Origin of the sequence: Rhodoblastus sp. 17X3, from assembly GCF_030056575.1 — a bacterium.
Lineage (GTDB): Bacteria > Pseudomonadota > Alphaproteobacteria > Rhizobiales > Beijerinckiaceae > Rhodoblastus.
Window position 1 is genome coordinate 305,710 of the sequence record NZ_JASHHX010000002.1, and the last position, 17,192, is coordinate 322,901.

The window sequence follows — 17,192 nt, forward strand, 5'->3', positions numbered from 1 at the left end:
CGCCAAACAGGCGCCGAGTGCGGGCAACCACGCAGAGACAGCGAGGGAAAGGCTTCGATGAAGCGGGGAAAGTCTCAGGCGGCGTCGCGGGCCGCGATATTGGCCCGTCCGACCGCAAGGGTGAAGACGAGGCTCAGGGCCAGCAAAAGCGCGGCGAGACCATAGCTGCCGCCCGGATTGCGCCCTCCCGCGATTTCCCAGGACAAGATCTGGGTATAGGCGATCGGGCCGATCATGCCGGAAATGCCGCGCAGACTCGCGATGGCGCCCTGAACGGTCCCCTGTTCGCTCACGCCGGCCAACCGCGTCGCCAAAGCCTGGAAGGCCGGCCCCGCGAGGCCCCAGAGCGCGACCAGCGGCAGCGCGGCGATGAAGACGGTCCCGGTCGGCGCAAGCGCGTAGGCGATGAAGCCGGCGACGCCGCAGGCGAGCCCGAACATGGCGGTCGGCAATTCACCGAATTTCTTGACCGACTGCCGCACCAGGCCAGCGGCGACAATGGTCTGGGCGAGTCCGACCAAAGCGAGCACCTCGCCGGTGGTGCGGGCGTCCCAATGATAGCGAAAGCTGGTGTAGAGCACGAAGATGCTCGGCAGCGAGTCATGGGCGAGATAGGACAGGAAGATCGCGGCGGACAGCAGCGCCAGCGCCGGTTCGCGCCCGAGGAAGCGCAGCGAGCCGATAACATGGGCCGTCTTCCAGACGACCCTTTTGGTGCGGTTCTCCGGCGCCAGCGACTCCGGAAGGACGAAAAAGCCGTAACAGGCGTTGATGAGGCTCAGGCCGGCGGCGGCCCAGAACGGCAGGCGCAGGTCGATCTGGCCGAGATAGCCGCCGATCGCCGGGCCAAGCACGAAGCCGAGGCCGAAGGCCCCGCCGAGCATGCCGAACCGCGCGGCGCGCTTATCGGCGGGGGTGATGTCGGCGATATAGGCGCTGGCGGTGGAGAAGCTGGCCGAGGCCGCGCCGGAGATCAGCCGACCCAGGAACAGCCAGCCAAGGGTCGGCGCCAGCGCCATCACGACATAATCCAGCCCGAGGCCGATATTGGACAGCAGAACGACCGGCCGGCGTCCGAACCGATCCGACAGAGAGCCGAGCACCGGCTGGAAGATGAACTGCATGAAGGCCCAGGCGATGCCGAAATAGCCCACGATGCGCGAGGCCGAACCGTAATCGCCGCCCTCGAAGGAAACGATCAGTTTGGGCAGCACCGGGATCATCACGCCCAGCGCGATCATGTCGAGGGCGACGGTGATGAAAATGAAGAGAAAGGCGGCTTTGCCGGGCTTGTAGTTCTGCATCGCCATAGCGTCGCGCCTCTGCTCGGGGCGGCGCGTCAGCGCCGGCGACCCGCGTGTGTGGATTTCCGTCTAGCGCGTCGGGACGCCGCGACGCAAATGAAAATCGCCGCGCCGCCAGGCGCAAATGATTAGGCTAAGGTCGTTGAGCAAGATCGCGGCGATTGGTTGGGCTTTGCGGGCGATTGGTGTAAATATGACTTTCTTGAGCTATTTGCCGCGCCGAAACATTTTGAAATAGCGATTTTATATTCGCGCGGCGCGCGGCGGCCTGTTGGGATGGGGGCAGCGTGCGGCAGGAAACGCAATCGGACATTGTCGCCGGAGACCCTGAAGGTCCCGATCCGGCGGCGTTCGATTGGATGACGCCCTATGTCGCCTACCTGAAACGCATCGCCAGTCTGCGTCACAGCGCGCCCGTGGCTCTGGCGTTTGGCATGGGGCTGCTCGCGGCCTCGGCCGGCGCAGCGTGCCAGGCCGGCCTTGTCGGGGCGGGCCTGGTCGCGCCCTCCGCTCTCATCGCCTTTTACCCTGTGGTCCTGATCGGCGCGCTCGCGGGAGGCTTTTTCTCGGGCCTCGCATCGCTCGTGCTGTCGGCCTTCGCCGCGCATGCGTTCTCGGCCTGGCTCGATACGCCAACCGACGGCCCGGCGGTGCTCGTTTTCGTGGTGAGCGGCATCATATTCGCCCTGATCGGGGAAGCGATGCATCGCCTCTATTCCGATCTGAAGGCCGCCGAGGCTCGCCTGGAGCTGCAGGCGCGCATTTCCGCGCTGGACGAGCACGCCATCGTCGCGGTTACCGACAAGCGCGGCGTCATTACCTATGCGAATGATAAATTCTGCACGATTTCGCAATATTCGCGGGCCGAGCTGCTCGGACAGAACCACAACATCCTCAATTCGGGCGCGCATTCGAAGGAGTTTTTCCGCTCGATGTGGCGGACCATCAGCAAGGGCGGGGTCTGGCGCGGCGAAATCTGCAACCTGGCCAAGGACGGGTCGGAATATTGGGTCGACACCACCATCGTGCCTTTCCTCGATGAGCGTGAGCGCCCACGCCAGTATGTCGCCATCCGCACTGACATCACCGAGCGCAAGCGCGCCGAAATCGCCCTGAAGGAGAGTGAGGCCGCGCTCCGGCAAAGCCAGAGCCGCCTGCGCCACGCCGCCGACGCCGGCCGCCTGACCTATACTGATTTCGACATCGTCAACCGGCGGGTCCATGTCGCCGAGAATTTCGCCCACGTCCTTGGCTACGAGCCGGTGACGCCGCCGGACGGCGGCCCGATGGAGGACGGGCTGAACAGGCTGCTCGATCACATGCCGCCGGATGATCGCCGGCGACTGACTGTGGCCGTGCAGCAGTGCCTCAACGGGGCCTCGACCGGACGGATCGAATATCGGGTCATCGGCGATGACGGCCAGGAACGCTGGATCGAAAGCGTCTGGAGCGCCGATATCGGCGCGGACGGCCGGCCGGTTCGCGTCTTCGTCACCGACCTCGACATCAGCGGCCTGCGGGCCGCCGAGGACGCCTTGCGCGAGAGCGAACGCAATTTCCGCTCGCTCGCCAACGCCATCCCGCAGCTCGCCTGGATCGCCAGCCCCGACGGCGACATCACCTGGTTCAACGAACGCTGGTACGATTATACCGGCGCAAAGGCGGCGGGACGGGATGGCATAGGTCTGAAGGACGTGGTGGAGCCTGACGCCCTGCCCCAGTTCCTGGAACGCTGGGCCGATTGCGTCGCGACCGCCCGCCCGCTGGACATGACCATCTCACTGCGTGGCGCGGACGGCCGCTTCCGGCCCTTCCTGACCCGCATCATGCCGCATTGCGACAGCGAGGAACGGGTGCTGCAATGGTTCGGCACCGGCACGGAAATCACCGAGCAGAAGGAGATGGAGGAGGCCTTGCGCGAGGCGACACTCGAGGCCGAGCGCGCCAATCGCGCCAAGTCCAAATTTCTCGCCTCCGCCAGCCATGATCTGCGCCAGCCGGTGCAGTCGCTGGTGCTGCTGCTCGCCCTGATCGAACGCCAGGTTGCGACCACCCCCAAGGCGCTCGAAACGGCGCGGATGATGAAGCAGGCGTTGGGCGGCCTCAACGGCCTGCTCACGGCGATCCTGGACATTTCCCGCCTCGACGCGGGCGTGGTCGCCCCGAGCATCGACAATGTGGACCTGCGCGGCATGCTGGACCGCCTCTCCGCCGAATATGGGGCCAAGGCCGAGGACAAAGGGCTGGAGCTGCGGGTCATGCCGCGCAATCTCTATGCGCTGGCCGATCCCTCGTTGCTGGAGCGCGCCCTCCGCAATCTGATCGAAAACGCCATGCGCTACACGCCAAGCGGCGGGGTGCTGATCGGGCTGCGCCGGCGCGGCTCGCGGGTGCGGATCGACGTCGTCGACACCGGCGTCGGCGTGCCCGAGGAAAAGCAGAAGGAAATCTTCGAGGAGTTCATCCAGCTCAACAATCCGGGGCGCGATCTCGCCAAGGGCCTTGGGCTGGGGCTCGCCATCGTGGCGCGCCTCGCCGCGCTGCTGGACGCGCAGGTCGAGGTCAGCTCGCGAGTGGGCCGAGGCTCCCGCTTTTCGCTATCCCTGCCCGCCGCAGAATCCGCCAGCGGCCCCGCCGAAGCGCTTCCCACGCATTTCGAGGACCCACGCGGCCGCATTCTGATCATCGAGGACAATCTGATCCTGCGCCGCGGCCTCGAAAACATCGCGCGCAAATGGGGCTGCAAGACTCTCGCGGCGTCAAGCGGCGAGGAGGCGCTGGAGCTGGCGCTGGCGCGGCGCTGGCGCTTCGATGCGGTCGTTAGCGACTATCGCCTCGGCGCGGGCCTGACCGGCGTGGACGCCGCCAAGGAAATCGCGCGCCAATCGGGCCGTGAGTTCCCGACCCTTATTCTCACGGGCGACACTGCGACGGAACATATCGCCGAAATCGCCGCAAGCGGCTTCGAACTCCTGCACAAGCCGGTCAGCGCGGAGCAATTGCGCCGCAAGTTGTCGCGCCTGCTGGCGACCGAACCTGCGAATTGATCATTCCGCCCGCTCGCGCCCACGCAGGGCGATCAGCCCGTCGATCATCCGCTGCAAATCCTCGAACTGGAATGGTTTGGTCAGAGCCGGCGCGTCACGATAGCCTGGCGCGAGTCCGCCGATGCCGTGGCCGGTGACGAAGGCGTAGGGCACCCCGTAAAGCGCCAGAGCGTCGGCGATTGGATAGGAGTCCTCGCCCTCGAGCGCGACATCGAGCAGCGCGCCATCGAGCGCTACGCCCTCCCGCTCGACCAATTCCAGCGCCGCCGGGACGGAGCGCGCCGGACCGACCACTTCGCAGCCGATCTCCATCAGCCATTCGGCGACCAGGAAAGCCAGGATCGGATCGTCATCCACGACCAACAGACGGCGCGCCATGTTTTCTCCGCCATGGGAGGGAATGCGCCATCGATAGCAGCCTTTTGGCCGCGGAGCCATGCGGAGCGCCCGCAAATGTGGCCCTTTTGCCGGCATGGATAAAAATTGTTTTCGTTCTGTTCCCTCCCTTTGCGCTTCATGCTAATCACACGACGACAGAACGCCGTCTGCGCGGCGCCAGCCGCGATCCATTCGAATTGTGGGAAACTCTTCGGCGAGGATCGCCTGACGCGCCGGATGCGTTAAGATTCGACATCTCAAACGTCTTTGCGGGACCATGGCCGAGCACGATCTATTTGGCGCGCCCAAGCCGGCGCCGGGCAAGAAAGCCCCCGAGCTGAAGAAGCCTCTGACTTCGGGCACGCCCGGGGAATCTGGCTATACGGCGGCCTCGATCGAGGTTCTGGAGGGGCTGGAGCCGGTGCGGCGGCGTCCCGGCATGTATATCGGCGGCACGGACGAGACCGCCCTGCATCACCTTTTCGCGGAAGTGCTCGACAATTCGATGGACGAGGCTGTGGCCGGCCACGCCACCCGCATCGACGTCGCGCTGGACGAGGAGGGCTTCCTGTCGGTGACCGATAATGGTCGAGGCATTCCGGTCGATCCGCATCCTAAATTTCCGAAGAAATCGGCGCTGGAAGTGATCATGACCACGCTCCATGCGGGCGGCAAGTTCGACTCGGGGGCCTATCAGACCTCTGGCGGCCTGCATGGCGTCGGCGTCTCGGTCGTCAACGCCCTGTCCGAGCGGCTGGAAGTCGAAGTCGCGCGCGGCCAGGTTCTTTATCGGCAGATCTTTTCGCGCGGCGCGCCGGTCGGCGGGATCGAGAACCTCGGCCGCATCGCCAATCGACGCGGCACCAAGGTGCGTTTCCGCGCCGATCCGGAGATCTTCCGCGAAACCGCGCGTTTTTCCCCCGCGCGGCTGTTCAAGATGGCGCGGGCCAAGGCCTACCTGTTCGGCGGCGTCGAAATACGCTGGAAATGCGCGCCTTCCCTGCTCGACCCCAATGGCAAGACGCCGCCGGAGGCGGTCTTCCATTTCCCCGGCGGCCTCAAGGATTATCTGGCCGCCGACATCGAGGGGAAGGAGCTGGTCGCCGAGCAGTTTTTCGTCGGCCGGGTGGAAAAGCCGGAGCGGCACGGCTCGCTGGAATGGGCCGTCGCCTGGCTCGCCCAGGACGATGGCGCGGTCCATTCCTATTGCAACACCATTCCGACCCCGGACGGCGGCGCACATGAATCGGGCCTGCGCCTCGCCCTGCTGCGGGGACTGAAAGACCACGCCGACCGCATTGGCCTGGGCAAGCGCGCGGCGGCGGTGACCAGCGAAGACTTGATGGCTGGCTGTGCGGCTATGATTTCCATCTTCATCCGAGAGCCGGAATTTCAGGGCCAGAACAAGAGCCGCCTGATGAGCGCCGAGGCCTCGCGCATCGTCGAGAGCAATATGCGCGACGCCTTCGACCATTGGCTCGCCGCCGCGCCGGCCCAGGCCAAGGCCCTTGTTGAATGGGCGGTTGATCGCGCCGAAGAACGTTTGCGCCGCCGCGCCGAGAAGGACGTGGCCCGCAAGAGCGCCACGCGCAAGCTGCGCCTGCCGGGCAAGCTCGCGGATTGCACGAATAATTCCGCACAAGGTTCTGAAATCTTTATCGTCGAGGGCGATTCCGCGGGCGGCTCCGCCAAGCAGGCGCGCGACCGCGCCAATCAGGCGATCCTGCCGCTGCGCGGCAAGATCCTCAATGTCGCCAGCTCGACGCGCGAGAAAATGACGGCCAACCAGCAGCTCGGCGACCTCATCCAGGCGCTGGGCGTCGGCACCGGTTCGCAATATCGCGCCGAGGACCTGCGCTATGACAAGGTCATCATCATGACCGACGCCGACGTCGATGGCGCCCATATCGCGTCGCTTCTCATCACTTTCTTCTATCGGCAGATGCCCAAGCTGATCGATCAGGGCCATCTGTATCTGGCCGTTCCGCCGCTCTACAAGCTCACGCAAGGCGCAAAAATCGCCTATGCGCGCGACGATTTTCATCGCGACGAATTGCTGCGCAAGGAGTTCAATGCGCGCGGCAAGGTCGAGATGAGCCGCTTCAAGGGCCTTGGCGAAATGCTGCCCGCGCAACTCAAGGAAACCACTATGGCGCCCGGCAAACGCACCCTGCTGCGCGTGGGTATCGTCGACGAGGACCGCGAGGAGACCGCGGATTCGGTCGAGCGCCTGATGGGAACCAAGCCCGAGGCGCGCTTTGCCTTCCTGCAGGAGCGCGCCGCCTTCGCCGCCTCCGCCGATCTCGTCGATCTTTGAAATTGGAGCCGAGAATGTCCGTGATCGCCGGCAGGAAAAATTACGAGGCCCCGCTCATCCTGCTCCATTGGCTGATGGCGCTGCTGATTTTCGGACTCTATGCGGTCGGCCTGAGCATTGACCTGTTCGACAAGCCCTTGCGCCCGCCGATCGTCAATCTCCACGCCATCTTCGGCCTTCTCCTGCTCAGTTTGATCCTCCCGCGCATCCTGTGGCGCGTCACCCACCCCAAGCCCGCCTATCCCGCCAGCATGGGACGGATGTTCCAGCGGGCGGCGGCGGCCGGCCACGGCGTGCTGTACCTGCTGATGATCGCCGTGCCGCTGGTCGGAATCCCGACCTTCCTGTGGCGCGGGGCGCCGCTCAACTTCGGCTTGTTCCAGGTTTCCTCGCCTTTCGAGGGAAATCGCGACGTCGCCCATCAATTCGGCGAGGTCCACGAACTGCTGGCGCACGCCCTGATCGCCGTCGCCGTCGGCCATGTGCTGATCGCGCTCTATCACCAGTTCGTTCTGCGCGACAACATCATCGCACGCATGAAACCGTGATCTCGTAACGCTCCGTTTACCGTGGCCCTTCATAAAGGATCCATCATGTCGGGAGCGTCAGATGTCCGCAGACAAGGATTTGGCTAACAACCGGAAGGGATCCGCGGTCGATAAATTCGCGCTGATTTGCGCGTTTGTTTCGATCGTCTGCGTGTTCGGCGCGCATGGAATGGACAAGCTCGCCCAAAGCGGAGCTCTGCCCACTTTCGCGTTTGATCGCGCCGGCGTCGACTATGCGCCCACGGCCTCTATCCGCGGACAGGCTGGCAAGGTCCAGCTCAATCCTTGCGGCGAAAGCGCGAAAACTCGCTGAGAAGCGGCCCCTTTCGGCGCTATATTCCGAGATATTCATTGACTTTGACGCCGCTTGGCCTAATGGTCCACGTGGCGTTTCGGGGTGTGTGCGCCAGGGATGACGGCTTGCCTTCACGGCCAGCCAGTCTCGGGCGCCCTCCGCCGAAGTGACGCACAAAGCGATCATGCTTCGTGGCGTCTTTGCCGATTGGGTTCAGGGTCCCGCCGCTCGGCTCGATAAATTGAATTGGCTGACCTCGGCGGCTGCTTCCTGTGGGAGCGGCGCCAGCTCTTTGGCGGGGCCGATCCTTTTCAAACCCTGATATTGGAACCTTTAATGCAGTTTTCCGAACTCGGCCTCAGCGAAAAAGTGCTGCGCGCCGTCGAAACTTCCGGATATACCACGCCGACGCCGATCCAGGCTCAGGCCATTCCCTGCGTACTGGCTGGCCGCGACGTGCTCGGCATCGCGCAGACGGGCACCGGCAAGACCGCCGCCTTCACACTCCCAATGCTATGCAGGCTCGAACAGGGCCGCGCCCGCGCCCGCGTGCCGCGCACGCTGATCCTGGAGCCGACGCGCGAACTCGCCGCCCAGGTCGAGGAAAGCTTCAACAAATACGGCTCGCAGCACAAGCTCAACGTGGCCTTGCTGATCGGCGGCGTCTCCTTCGCCGACCAGGAAGTGAAGATCATGCGCGGCGCTGACGTGCTGATCGCCACGCCCGGCCGCCTGCTCGACTTTTTCGAGCGCGGCAAGCTGCTGCTGTCCGGCATCGAAATCCTCGTCATCGACGAGGCCGACCGCATGCTCGACATGGGATTTATTCCCGATATCGAGAAGATCTGCAAACTGGTGCCCTTCACCCGGCAGACCCTGTTCTTCTCCGCGACCATGCCGCCGGAAATCACCCGGCTGACCGAGCAGTTCCTGCATAATCCGACGCGTATCGAAGTCGCCCGCGCCGCCACCACGGCCTCGACGATCACGCAGCAGCTGGTCGCATCGCATGGCGGCGGCGACAAGCGCGAAACCCTGCGCCGCCTGCTGCGCGCAGCCGAGGGCCTTAAAAATGCGATTGTGTTCTGCAACCGCAAGCGCGATGTGGCCATCGTCTACAAGAGCCTCGAAAAGCACGGCTTTCCAGTCGGCGCGCTGCATGGCGACATGGACCAGTCCGCGCGCATGGCCTCGCTCGACGCCTTCAAGAATGGCGCGGTCGATATTCTGGTCTGTTCCGACGTCGCCGCGCGCGGCCTCGACATTCCGGACGTCAGCCATGTCTTCAATTTCGACGTGCCGACCCATTCCGAGGATTATGTCCATCGCATCGGCCGCACCGGCCGCGCCGGCCGCACCGGCCACGCCTATACGATCGTCACCGAGGACGATTCCAAATATGTCGCCCAGATCCAGGATCTGATCAAGCAACAGATCGAGTGGGCCGGCCCGCGTTTCGGCGAGTTGGCTCCGGCCGAACATATTGGCCGCGACCGCGACCGCGCGTCCGAAAGACCGCGCCGTGGATCGCGCGGCGACCGCCCCGAGCGGGGACCGCGTCGTGAACGCGCGCGCGGCGGCGAAGAGCCGGCCCGGCAGGCCCGCCAGGACGCTCCACACGCAAATAACGAGGCGCCCCGCGCGCGACTTGACTCGCCCAATAGCGACGAGCCGCGGGCAAGAAACGCTCCGGCCCGCGCGAAAGATGCGCCGGCGCGGGTCAGGGACGAGGCGCCCCGGCGGAAGAGCGCCGGCCGCCAGGCTGATGACGATGCGCCTGTGATCGGCATGGGCGATCATGTGCCGAGCTTCCTGCTCCGCCCGGTGCGGATCAAGAGCGTCAAGACGGCCGAGTAACCGACTCCAGCAGGGCCATCGTCAGGCCCTCGCAATTCGGCAATTCGACCGCCGCGCCGGCGAGATCGTCGTCGGCGCTGAACGGCGAGCGCACAGCGACGACCCGCAGGCCCGCCCCCCGCGCCGCCAGAACGCCGTTGCGGGAATCCTCGATGGCGACGCAAAGCTCCGGCGCCTTGCCAAGCTTATCCAGCACCAGCCGATAGACGTCCGGCGCGGGCTTCTTCTTCTCCACCATGTCGCCCGCGCCGACGACGGGAAAGATCGCCCGCCAGTTCGGGCCGAGCGCCGCGCCGAGCAAAGCCTCGATATTGGGCATGGAGGTAGTGGTCGCTATGGCCAGCTCCAGCCCCGCCGCGCGCGCCGCCTCGATGAATTCCCTGACCCCCGGACGCAACGGCACGCCGCCGGCGGCGACCATGCCGGTATAAATCGCGGTCTTGGCCCTGTGCAGGTCGGCGACGAAGGCGGGTTCGGCGCGTCCGCCGCTTCGCTCGATGAAATGAGCAATCCGCTCCTTGCCTCCAGTCACCTTCAGCAACTCGCGGTAGAGCGGGACGTCCCAGTCCCAGTCGAGGCCGGAATCGGCGAAGGCCCGATTGAAGGCGAGACGATGGACCTCCTCGGTCTCGGCCAAAGTCCCGTCCAGATCGAAAATTACCACCTCGACCACGCGCGCCTCCTCTGCTTTTTCGCCAAAGTGAGGGCGCGGCGGCCAAAATGAAATTTAAAACTTCGCAATCCGTCTTAAATTTTTCTGCATATCAGTGGGGGAGGATGCCGAAAATCTTGCGTAAAAATCCCGGGGCTATGGCCGAGAGCGGATTAACCGACAGGACCGGCGATGCGGTTTTGCCCGAAACGCGGAAATTGACGCCGATCAGCCCTTCCTCCTGACCGCCGCCAAGCACCATCCCGATGACGGGCAACTGGCCAAACAGATTGTTGACGCCATAGGCGGGCACGAAGGTGCCGGATACGTCGAGGGTATCCTTGTCGAAATCGATCCAGCCCTCGAGCGTCGAGCCGATGCTCGGATTGGCGATGGCCCCGTCGCGCACCACCAACCGGCCGTTGCTCTTTTGTAGCATGGCGTGCATGCGCGTGAATGAGACGGCGTTCGGATTCAGCTTGACCTTGGAGGCGAGCGCCTCGGCGTTGGGCGCGTCCGCGAAACTTTTCAGAGCCGGTTCGCCGCGCAGCACGAAATTCTCGACATCGACCGAGCCGGAAAATCCGCCGTCGGCGAGGCGCAATTCGGCCGCGAAGGCGCCGCCCTCCATATGCGTGTAAAAATCAAGGAAGGCGAGCAGCGCCCCGCCGTCGGACGTGTTGAGTGTGAAGAGCGGCGGACCGGAATCGGGACGGGTCAGGACGCCCTTCACCGGATCGGCGCCGAAGTTCCCGGAAATGTTGAGCGCCTGGAACTGGCCGCCCTTCTTGGCAAGACGCATTGCGGCGTTGGAAATGATCTGGCGATTGGCGCCGGTCAACAGGGTCGTATTGAGGTCAAGATCGAAATCGGTGGTCGGGCCGCGAGATGGACTGCTGTCCGTCAGGCTGCTCAGAAAGGGACGCGCGTCGACGGCGGCGCCGCGCGCCGTGATTTTCATGGTCTCGCCGCTCTTCTGGGCGTCGACCTGCAGATTGTCGCCGGGCGAGAATTTCAACTGCGGCAGTTTCGCCGCCGCCAGCGCGCCTTCGGGCGAGAGCTGCAGCATTCCCCGGGCGCTCTGGCCGGAGCCGTCATAAATGAAATCGTCCAGCGTCGCGCCGCCGCGCTCGTCCTCACGATAGAAGAAGGTCGATTTCGCGGGGCGCCCCGCGGGCTTGAAAAGCCCCGGCACGGGATAGATCAACCCGGTCCTGGCGAGATCCAGCTCGACCTGGGCCTGCGGATGAGCCGCGCCGACATCGCCGACAATTTTCACGCCGACAGGACCGACGACGCTGGAGCCGAAATTCAGCCCGGCCTTGGCGCGCGCCGCCTCGTCCATCGGGAAGGAGATTGTCCCCTTGGCCGGCTGGTCGTCGCTTCGTGTGAATTCGAGCGTCGCCGGGGCGCCGAACAGCTTGCCCGTTCCGGTGATGTGGGTCACGCCGCCGAGCAGGCTCACCGATAGCGAGCCCTGCTCGAGACCGGCCTTGCCGATCAGGCGATCCGCCGCAAAACTCTCGACCCGGGCCTTGACCTCCATGCTGGACAGCTTCGGGTCGTAAACCTCCTGGAGCGCGGTCCGGTATGTGAATTCGCCGTCGAACTGGCCCTTTGTCGTCTTGGGGTCCAGCGGCAGGCTGGCGACCTTGGCGAAGCCCGGCATGGCCAGGATCTCGCCCAGCACATCGAGCGAGCCGCGGCCATGCGCGCCGACGATGAGCTGCATCGGCCTGGCCTTGAAATCAGGCATCGTCATGCGGCCATCCGTCAGGTCGATCCGCCGCCCGGGCGCTGCTTCCATGAAGGCGACGCTGGCGTCCATCCGCGCCGACCGGCCGGTCGAGACGCCTTGCGCATTCATGCCCTGGACGGCCGGAGCGCCGTCGAGAAAGGTGAAGGCCACATCCCGAACGGTATAATCCATCGCCACGCGGTCGTTCATGGGCGGAATCTGCGCCCGCATCATGCGCAGGTCCAGATCGTCGAGATCGACCGCCAAACGGAAGTTCTCGAGCGTTCCGGAGAGGAGATGGTCGCCGGCCCAGCCGCGCACCGGCGCGCCAAAGGCGTGGGGCCAGACCGCCAGCACGCCCGCGGCCGTCATCTTGCCGGCGGAAACGCCGAGGCGCATGTGGGCGCCCTCGACCCAGTCGACCGAACCCTGCACGGCCGCGGCCACCTCCGGCCCCACCAGCTCGATGCGATTGAGCGACAGGATCTTGTTCGGCGGATCGAGCGCCAGATCGACGCGAATCGTGGCGATCGTCACCGGCTTCTCGCCAGCCCGGTCCGGACCGATCACACAGGCCTCGGCCTGTTTGAAGGAGATGCTCCAGGGCGCGGCGTCCTGCGAGGGCGGCGCGATCACGCCGTTGAGGAAACAGCGCGAGGCGCCCGAGAAGATCTGCGCCTGGTCAACCACGGCGCGATGATTGGCCGCGTCCCAATGCGCGGCGGCGAAAAACTCGTCCAGGAAAACCGGTGGAAAATCGGGATCGTCGAAGCGCCAGAACCCCTGCCCTAGCGCCAGCCGGGCGTTGGCGTCGAACACATGACCATCGCCCCGGAAGGAGGCCGAGGCCTTGAAGGAAATCGGAATGTCGGAATCGATCGGCAGACTTGTCTTGCCGGCCAGCAGCGCGATTTCGTCGATGGAAAAGCCCGATCCGTCAATCGCCAGCTCATGGGCCTCGTCGCGGCCGCCGCGTGCGACGCCCTCGACCGACCAGCGGCCGCTGGGGCCGCGCGCCGAAATTTTCACGTCGACCACGGGGCGGTGGCTGGCGACGGCGCGGTCGAGTGAAAATTCGAACTCCTCGAAGCCGCGCTTCTGCCCGGCCTCGCGGTCATCGACGATCAGGCGCCCTCGCCTGATCCCGAAATGATCGAGCGTGGCGATTGGACTGTCCCGGCCTTGCCCGAGGTCGAAAATGGCGTTGATCGCCTTGGCGGCCTGCCGCAACACCCTGGCCCGCTCGACATGGACCTCGCCGCTGGTCGGCGGCGCGACGCTGGGCTGCGGGGTCGCGGCGGAGGCGTCTGCCGGCGCATTCGGCGCGGCGTCGGGCGCCGTCGGGGGCGTCAGGCTGGAGGGTTCGCCCCCCGCCGAAAGATCGAGGCCTCCGTCGGGCAGCACCCGCAGCTCTACATTCAGGCCGTCGATATCGACCCGCGACGGCTTGATCTGCCCGGCCAGCAGGGAAAGCGGATCGAAAATGAGATCGGCCTTGGGCGCGGAAATCAGGCGGTGGCCGTCGGCCCGGTTCAGCTTGACGCCCGTGACCGCCAAGGCGAGGCCGCGATCCTGCCGCTCGACGCCTATGCCTTCGATTTCCAGCGCATAGGCGGGGCCCAGGCGCTGCTGAAGCGCGGAGACAAGAACAGGCTTGAAGACGTCGAGGCTGACGCGACCGAAAGCGAGCGCTGCGACGACAATTCCCAGGACGCACAGAACCGTCATCAGCGCGAAGGACAACGCCGCGCTGGCGAGACGGCGCGCGCGACGAAAGCGCCTCCTCCGTTCCGGCGGGGGCGGCGGCGCTTCAAGAACTTCTAGATCTCTCGTTTCGACCAATGCGATCGCTTTCTTCACCCTTGCCGCTGGCCTTGCCAACCGAATCGTCATTCTACAGCAAAACGCCGCCGCCTTCCGGCCCGGAGGCGCGGCGGGCCTGCCTTTTGCGGCGCAGAAATATGCAGACATTTACGCCCGAATTAAGCAAAAATGGCGGCTTGAGCGGAGGCCCCGTCATGGGCTTCGCGAACTGAAGGGACAGGCGATGGCGGCGGTTTTACAGGCGGGCGATTCGGCCCCGGATTTCACCTTGCCAAGGGACGGCAAGGGCGAGATCTCACTGGGCGATTTCAAGGGCGGCAAGCTCGTGCTCTATTTCTATCCCAAGGACGACACCTCGGGCTGTACCGCCGAAGCCATCGCCTTCAACGGGCTGACGAAGGAATTCGCGGCGGCGGGGGCGACGATCGTTGGCGCCTCGCCCGATCCGGTCAAGATGCACGACAAGTTTCGCGACAAATATGAACTGACCTTTCCGCTGGTCGCCGACGAAGCCAAGCAGATGCTTGAAGCCTATGGCGTCTGGGTCGAGAAGAGCATGTATGGCCGCAAATATATGGGAGTCGAGCGCACGACCTTCCTGATCGGCCCCGATGGCAAGATCGCCCGCGTCTGGCGCAAGGTGAAAGTGCCGGGCCACGCCGAGGAAGTTCTGGCGGCGGCCAAAAGCCTGTAACCAGGGCGCTCCACGCCCCCCGTTGGCGAAACATTAACCATGTTCGCTTACCTTTTCTCCTGAACTCGATCGCGCCCTGGTCGGCGCGATCCTTCGGGATGAAGCATGATGCGTGGCGCGGCAATTCCGGCGCAGGCCTCTCGGCCTGGCTTGATCCTTCAGGTGTCTCTCGGCGAATTTCATCGCCAGATCGCGCTTCCCCGGGCGGTCGCCGCAGCGGTGCTTTTCATCGTTCCGGCGCTTGCGCTGACCTGCCTCGCGGCGGGCTCCTACCTGATGTTCCGCGACGATATGCTCGCATCGTTGATGCGCCGGCAGGCGAGCAATCAATTCGCCTATGAGGACCGCATCGCCGCGCTGCGTTCGCAGATCGACTCCATCGCCTCGCGGCAATTGCTCAATCAGGACAGTTTCGAAGGCAAAATGGCGGAGCTGACGGTCCGCCAGGCCAAGCTCGAATCCCGCTCCGCCCTGCTCGCCGCGCTGGCCGCGCGGATCGACCCGCAGGATCTCTCCGCCGCCCGCCGGCCGGGAACGGCCGCGCCGGCCCAGCCGCCCGCGGCGGCCTCGCAGGCGGCGCCTGCGCCTGCCGCCGCGCGGGAAAATTTCAAGCCGGCGCCCGAAGGCTTCGATCTGCGCCGCGCCCATCCGCTGGAGCCTGCCGGCGAGGACGTGTCCGAAAACGTCGATCCGGCCCTGCCCAATCAGCGCCTGCGCACGTTCTCGGCGCGTTTCGACCGCATCGAGCAGCGCCAGATCGCGGCCCTGAACGGACTCAAGGCGCCAGCCGCCGCCAAAGCCGAACGCCTCCGCGAAGCCTTCGCCGAAGCCGGTCTGCCGGTCGAGCGCATGGTGCGGCAGGCGGCGGCCCGGCCCGACAAGGACGGCGTCACCAATGTCGCGATGGGCGGACCCTTTGTGCCTGCAACGTCGCCGGAGCGCGGCGGCGAGTTCGAACGGGCCTATGCCAGCCTGAACACGTCCATCGTCACGATGGACGGGCTGCGCCGGGCCCTGCCCTTTGCGCCGCTGCGCCAGCCCCTGCCCGGCCCGCTCGACGTCACCTCGACTTTCGGTTATCGGACAGACCCTTTCCTCGGCAAGCCCGCCCTGCATAGCGGCATGGATTTTCGCGGCGATTACGGCGATCCGGTGCGCGCCACCGCCGCCGGCCGCGTGATCGCGGCGGGACCGGCGGGCGGCTATGGCAATATGGTCGAGGTGGATCATGGCGCCGGTCTCACCACCCGTTACGGCCATCTGTCGCGCATCCTCGTCGAGGATGGCCAATGGGTGCAGGCGGGCGCGACGCTCGGGGCGATTGGCTCCACCGGGCGCTCGACCGGCCCGCATCTGCACTATGAGGTGCGCGTCGATGGCGCGCCGGTCGACCCAAGCCGCTACATTAAAGCTGGACGGTTGTTGAACGCGGGGCTGTGACCTGCGTTATCCTGCCGGCATCCGTGCTCCGGGAGGTTTTCATGCGCAACCACACCCTTGTTTTCCTGCTTTTCGCGTCCATTCTGACGCCCCTGTCCGCCTCCGCTCAGCAACCCGCCGCGCCGCCTCCTTACCCGCTCGACGCTATCCCCGACAAAATGCCTTTTGCGACGCCCTATGGGCCGCCGATATCGCTGGCTCACGCGCAGGCCGCAATCGCCGCCGCGCAGGCCGAGGCCGAGAAGCATGCCTGGCCGCTCAATATCGCCGTCGTCGATTCCGGCGCCAATCTCGTCGCCTTTGCGCGCATGGACGGGGCGCAGCTCGCCTCGATCGCCATCGCCGAACATAAGGCGCGCGCCGCCGCATCCTTCCGTCGCCCCACGCGGGTGTTCGAGGAAGGGGTACAGAAGGCCGATTACAAATATGTCCTCACACTCGACGGCGTCATCGCCTCGCGCGGAGGCTTTCCCTTGATCGAAGACGGCAAGCTCATCGGCGCCATCGGCTGCTCGGGCGGGACAGGATCGCAGGACGAGGTCGCCTGCGCGGCGGGCGCGGCGACGATCAACAAATAACGCCAGCAAAAAAATGGCGCGCCGGATGAAAAAGGCGCGCCAGGCGGCGCGCCGAAATAAAAGAGCCTTCAAGAAATGAAGTCGCGACGCCGATTATTACCCGCGCCCGCAAGATTGTTTCTATTTGCGGCCCTGGCGGAGGATATCCTGGAGCCAGTCCGCGTTGAGCGTCGCCGGCTGCATCCACATTTTCAGCAAGGCTTCCGGCGAATAGCGCTCGACCGAATCCAGCATGCGCTTTTCGAGTTCTTCCATCGCGCGTTTCTGCATCGGCTCGAAATCAGGCAGGCCCATGAACGCCCGTGCTTCTGCGGGCGTGCAATCTATGTTCACGGTGATCTTCATGACCCGGCTCCACGCCACGACGTAATAAAAAATATCTACTTAAACATAGGCCTGCGACGCGAAAACACCACGCCTTTCTTGGTCGATGTTTAAAATTGCATTTTTCCGGCCGCGCGGAGGCTCCCGCCACTGGCTTCGACCGCCAATTTGGCGGCGATCGAAGCGCCCGGCGGCG

The 17,192-nt window shown here is 65.1% G+C and carries 13 protein-coding genes; 8 read left to right on the forward strand and 5 right to left on the reverse strand.

What is annotated here, in order from left to right; translation table 11 throughout:
* Nucleotides 1-74: 74 nt before the first annotated feature.
* Nucleotides 75-1,310 carry a TCR/Tet family MFS transporter gene (locus tag QM467_RS04105; RefSeq protein WP_283365024.1) on the reverse strand — a complete coding sequence of 412 codons (1,236 nt, stop codon included), beginning with the start codon at nt 1,308-1,310 and terminating at the stop codon, nt 75-77.
* 281 nt (nt 1,311-1,591) lie between these two features.
* On the opposite strand from QM467_RS04105, the gene QM467_RS04110 reads away from it, so the two are divergent.
* Nucleotides 1,592-4,351, forward strand: coding sequence for a PAS domain-containing hybrid sensor histidine kinase/response regulator (locus QM467_RS04110; RefSeq protein ID WP_283365025.1), 2,760 nt, complete (start codon nt 1,592-1,594; stop codon nt 4,349-4,351).
* Here the strand turns inward: QM467_RS04110 and QM467_RS04115 are convergent, their stop codons facing one another.
* Nucleotides 4,352-4,729, reverse strand: coding sequence for a response regulator (locus QM467_RS04115; protein WP_283365026.1), 378 nt, complete (start codon nt 4,727-4,729; stop codon nt 4,352-4,354).
* 277 nt (nt 4,730-5,006) lie between these two features.
* On the opposite strand from QM467_RS04115, the gene parE reads away from it, so the two are divergent.
* The 4 genes from parE (at nt 5,007) to QM467_RS04135 (ending at nt 9,746) form a co-directional block, all read left to right on the forward strand.
* Entirely contained in the window at nt 5,007-7,046 is a 2,040-nt protein-coding gene (gene parE, locus QM467_RS04120; protein ID WP_283365027.1) for a DNA topoisomerase IV subunit B, read from the forward strand.
* 14 nt (nt 7,047-7,060) lie between these two features.
* Nucleotides 7,061-7,594, forward strand: coding sequence for a cytochrome b (locus QM467_RS04125; RefSeq protein ID WP_283365028.1), 534 nt, complete (start codon nt 7,061-7,063; stop codon nt 7,592-7,594).
* A gap of 61 nt (nt 7,595-7,655) precedes the next feature.
* A complete protein-coding gene (locus QM467_RS04130) occupies nt 7,656-7,907 on the forward strand; it encodes a hypothetical protein (protein ID WP_283365029.1) in 252 nt (83 codons plus the stop codon).
* Nucleotides 7,908-8,225: 318 nt separating this feature from the next.
* Entirely contained in the window at nt 8,226-9,746 is a 1,521-nt protein-coding gene (locus tag QM467_RS04135) for a DEAD/DEAH box helicase (protein ID WP_283365030.1), read from the forward strand.
* Here the strand turns inward: QM467_RS04135 and QM467_RS04140 are convergent.
* Nucleotides 9,730-10,419 carry an HAD-IA family hydrolase gene (locus QM467_RS04140; RefSeq protein ID WP_283365031.1) on the reverse strand — a complete coding sequence of 230 codons (690 nt, stop codon included), beginning with the start codon at nt 10,417-10,419 and terminating at the stop codon, nt 9,730-9,732. The genes QM467_RS04135 and QM467_RS04140 overlap by 17 nt on opposite strands.
* 91 nt (nt 10,420-10,510) lie before the next feature.
* Entirely contained in the window at nt 10,511-13,864 is a 3,354-nt protein-coding gene (locus QM467_RS04145) for an AsmA-like C-terminal region-containing protein (RefSeq protein WP_283365032.1), read from the reverse strand.
* Nucleotides 13,865-14,183: 319 nt separating this feature from the next.
* On the opposite strand from QM467_RS04145, the gene QM467_RS04150 reads away from it, so the two are divergent.
* From QM467_RS04150 to QM467_RS04160, 3 genes are all read left to right on the forward strand, one after another.
* Nucleotides 14,184-14,654, forward strand: coding sequence for a peroxiredoxin (locus QM467_RS04150; RefSeq protein ID WP_283365033.1), 471 nt, complete (start codon nt 14,184-14,186; stop codon nt 14,652-14,654).
* 108 nt (nt 14,655-14,762) lie between these two features.
* The gene (locus tag QM467_RS04155; RefSeq protein ID WP_283365034.1) at nt 14,763-16,094 is read left to right on the forward strand and encodes a M23 family metallopeptidase; all 1,332 of its coding nucleotides are present in this window, start codon (nt 14,763-14,765) and stop codon (nt 16,092-16,094) included.
* A 41-nt stretch (nt 16,095-16,135) separates the two neighbouring features.
* Complete coding sequence (locus tag QM467_RS04160; protein ID WP_283365035.1) at nt 16,136-16,672, forward strand: GlcG/HbpS family heme-binding protein; 537 nt, start codon at nt 16,136-16,138, stop codon at nt 16,670-16,672.
* Nucleotides 16,673-16,792: 120 nt separating this feature from the next.
* On the opposite strand, the gene QM467_RS04165 is transcribed toward QM467_RS04160, so the two are convergent.
* Complete coding sequence (locus QM467_RS04165) at nt 16,793-17,017, reverse strand: DUF6489 family protein (protein WP_283365036.1); 225 nt, start codon at nt 17,015-17,017, stop codon at nt 16,793-16,795.
* Nucleotides 17,018-17,192 lie beyond the last annotated feature (175 nt).

Excerpts from the sequence above, each read along its gene's own strand:
- QM467_RS04115 (WP_283365026.1), bottom strand. The coding sequence starts at position 4,729 with ATGGCGCGCCGTCTGTTGGTCGTGGATGACGATCCGATCCTGGCTTTC.
- QM467_RS04145 (WP_283365032.1), bottom strand. The coding sequence starts at position 13,864 with ATGACGGTTCTGTGCGTCCTGGGAATTGTCGTCGCAGCGCTCGCTTTC.
- QM467_RS04165 (WP_283365036.1), bottom strand. The coding sequence starts at position 17,017 with ATGAAGATCACCGTGAACATAGATTGCACGCCCGCAGAAGCACGGGCG.
- QM467_RS04155 (WP_283365034.1), top strand. The coding sequence starts at position 14,763 with ATGCGTGGCGCGGCAATTCCGGCGCAGGCCTCTCGGCCTGGCTTGATC.
- QM467_RS04160 (WP_283365035.1), top strand. The coding sequence starts at position 16,136 with ATGCGCAACCACACCCTTGTTTTCCTGCTTTTCGCGTCCATTCTGACG.
- parE (WP_283365027.1), top strand. The coding sequence starts at position 5,007 with ATGGCCGAGCACGATCTATTTGGCGCGCCCAAGCCGGCGCCGGGCAAG.
- QM467_RS04125 (WP_283365028.1), top strand. The coding sequence starts at position 7,061 with ATGTCCGTGATCGCCGGCAGGAAAAATTACGAGGCCCCGCTCATCCTG.
- QM467_RS04135 (WP_283365030.1), top strand. The coding sequence starts at position 8,226 with ATGCAGTTTTCCGAACTCGGCCTCAGCGAAAAAGTGCTGCGCGCCGTC.
- QM467_RS04105 (WP_283365024.1), bottom strand. The coding sequence starts at position 1,310 with ATGGCGATGCAGAACTACAAGCCCGGCAAAGCCGCCTTTCTCTTCATT.
- QM467_RS04150 (WP_283365033.1), top strand. The coding sequence starts at position 14,184 with ATGGCGGCGGTTTTACAGGCGGGCGATTCGGCCCCGGATTTCACCTTG.
- QM467_RS04130 (WP_283365029.1), top strand. The coding sequence starts at position 7,656 with ATGTCCGCAGACAAGGATTTGGCTAACAACCGGAAGGGATCCGCGGTC.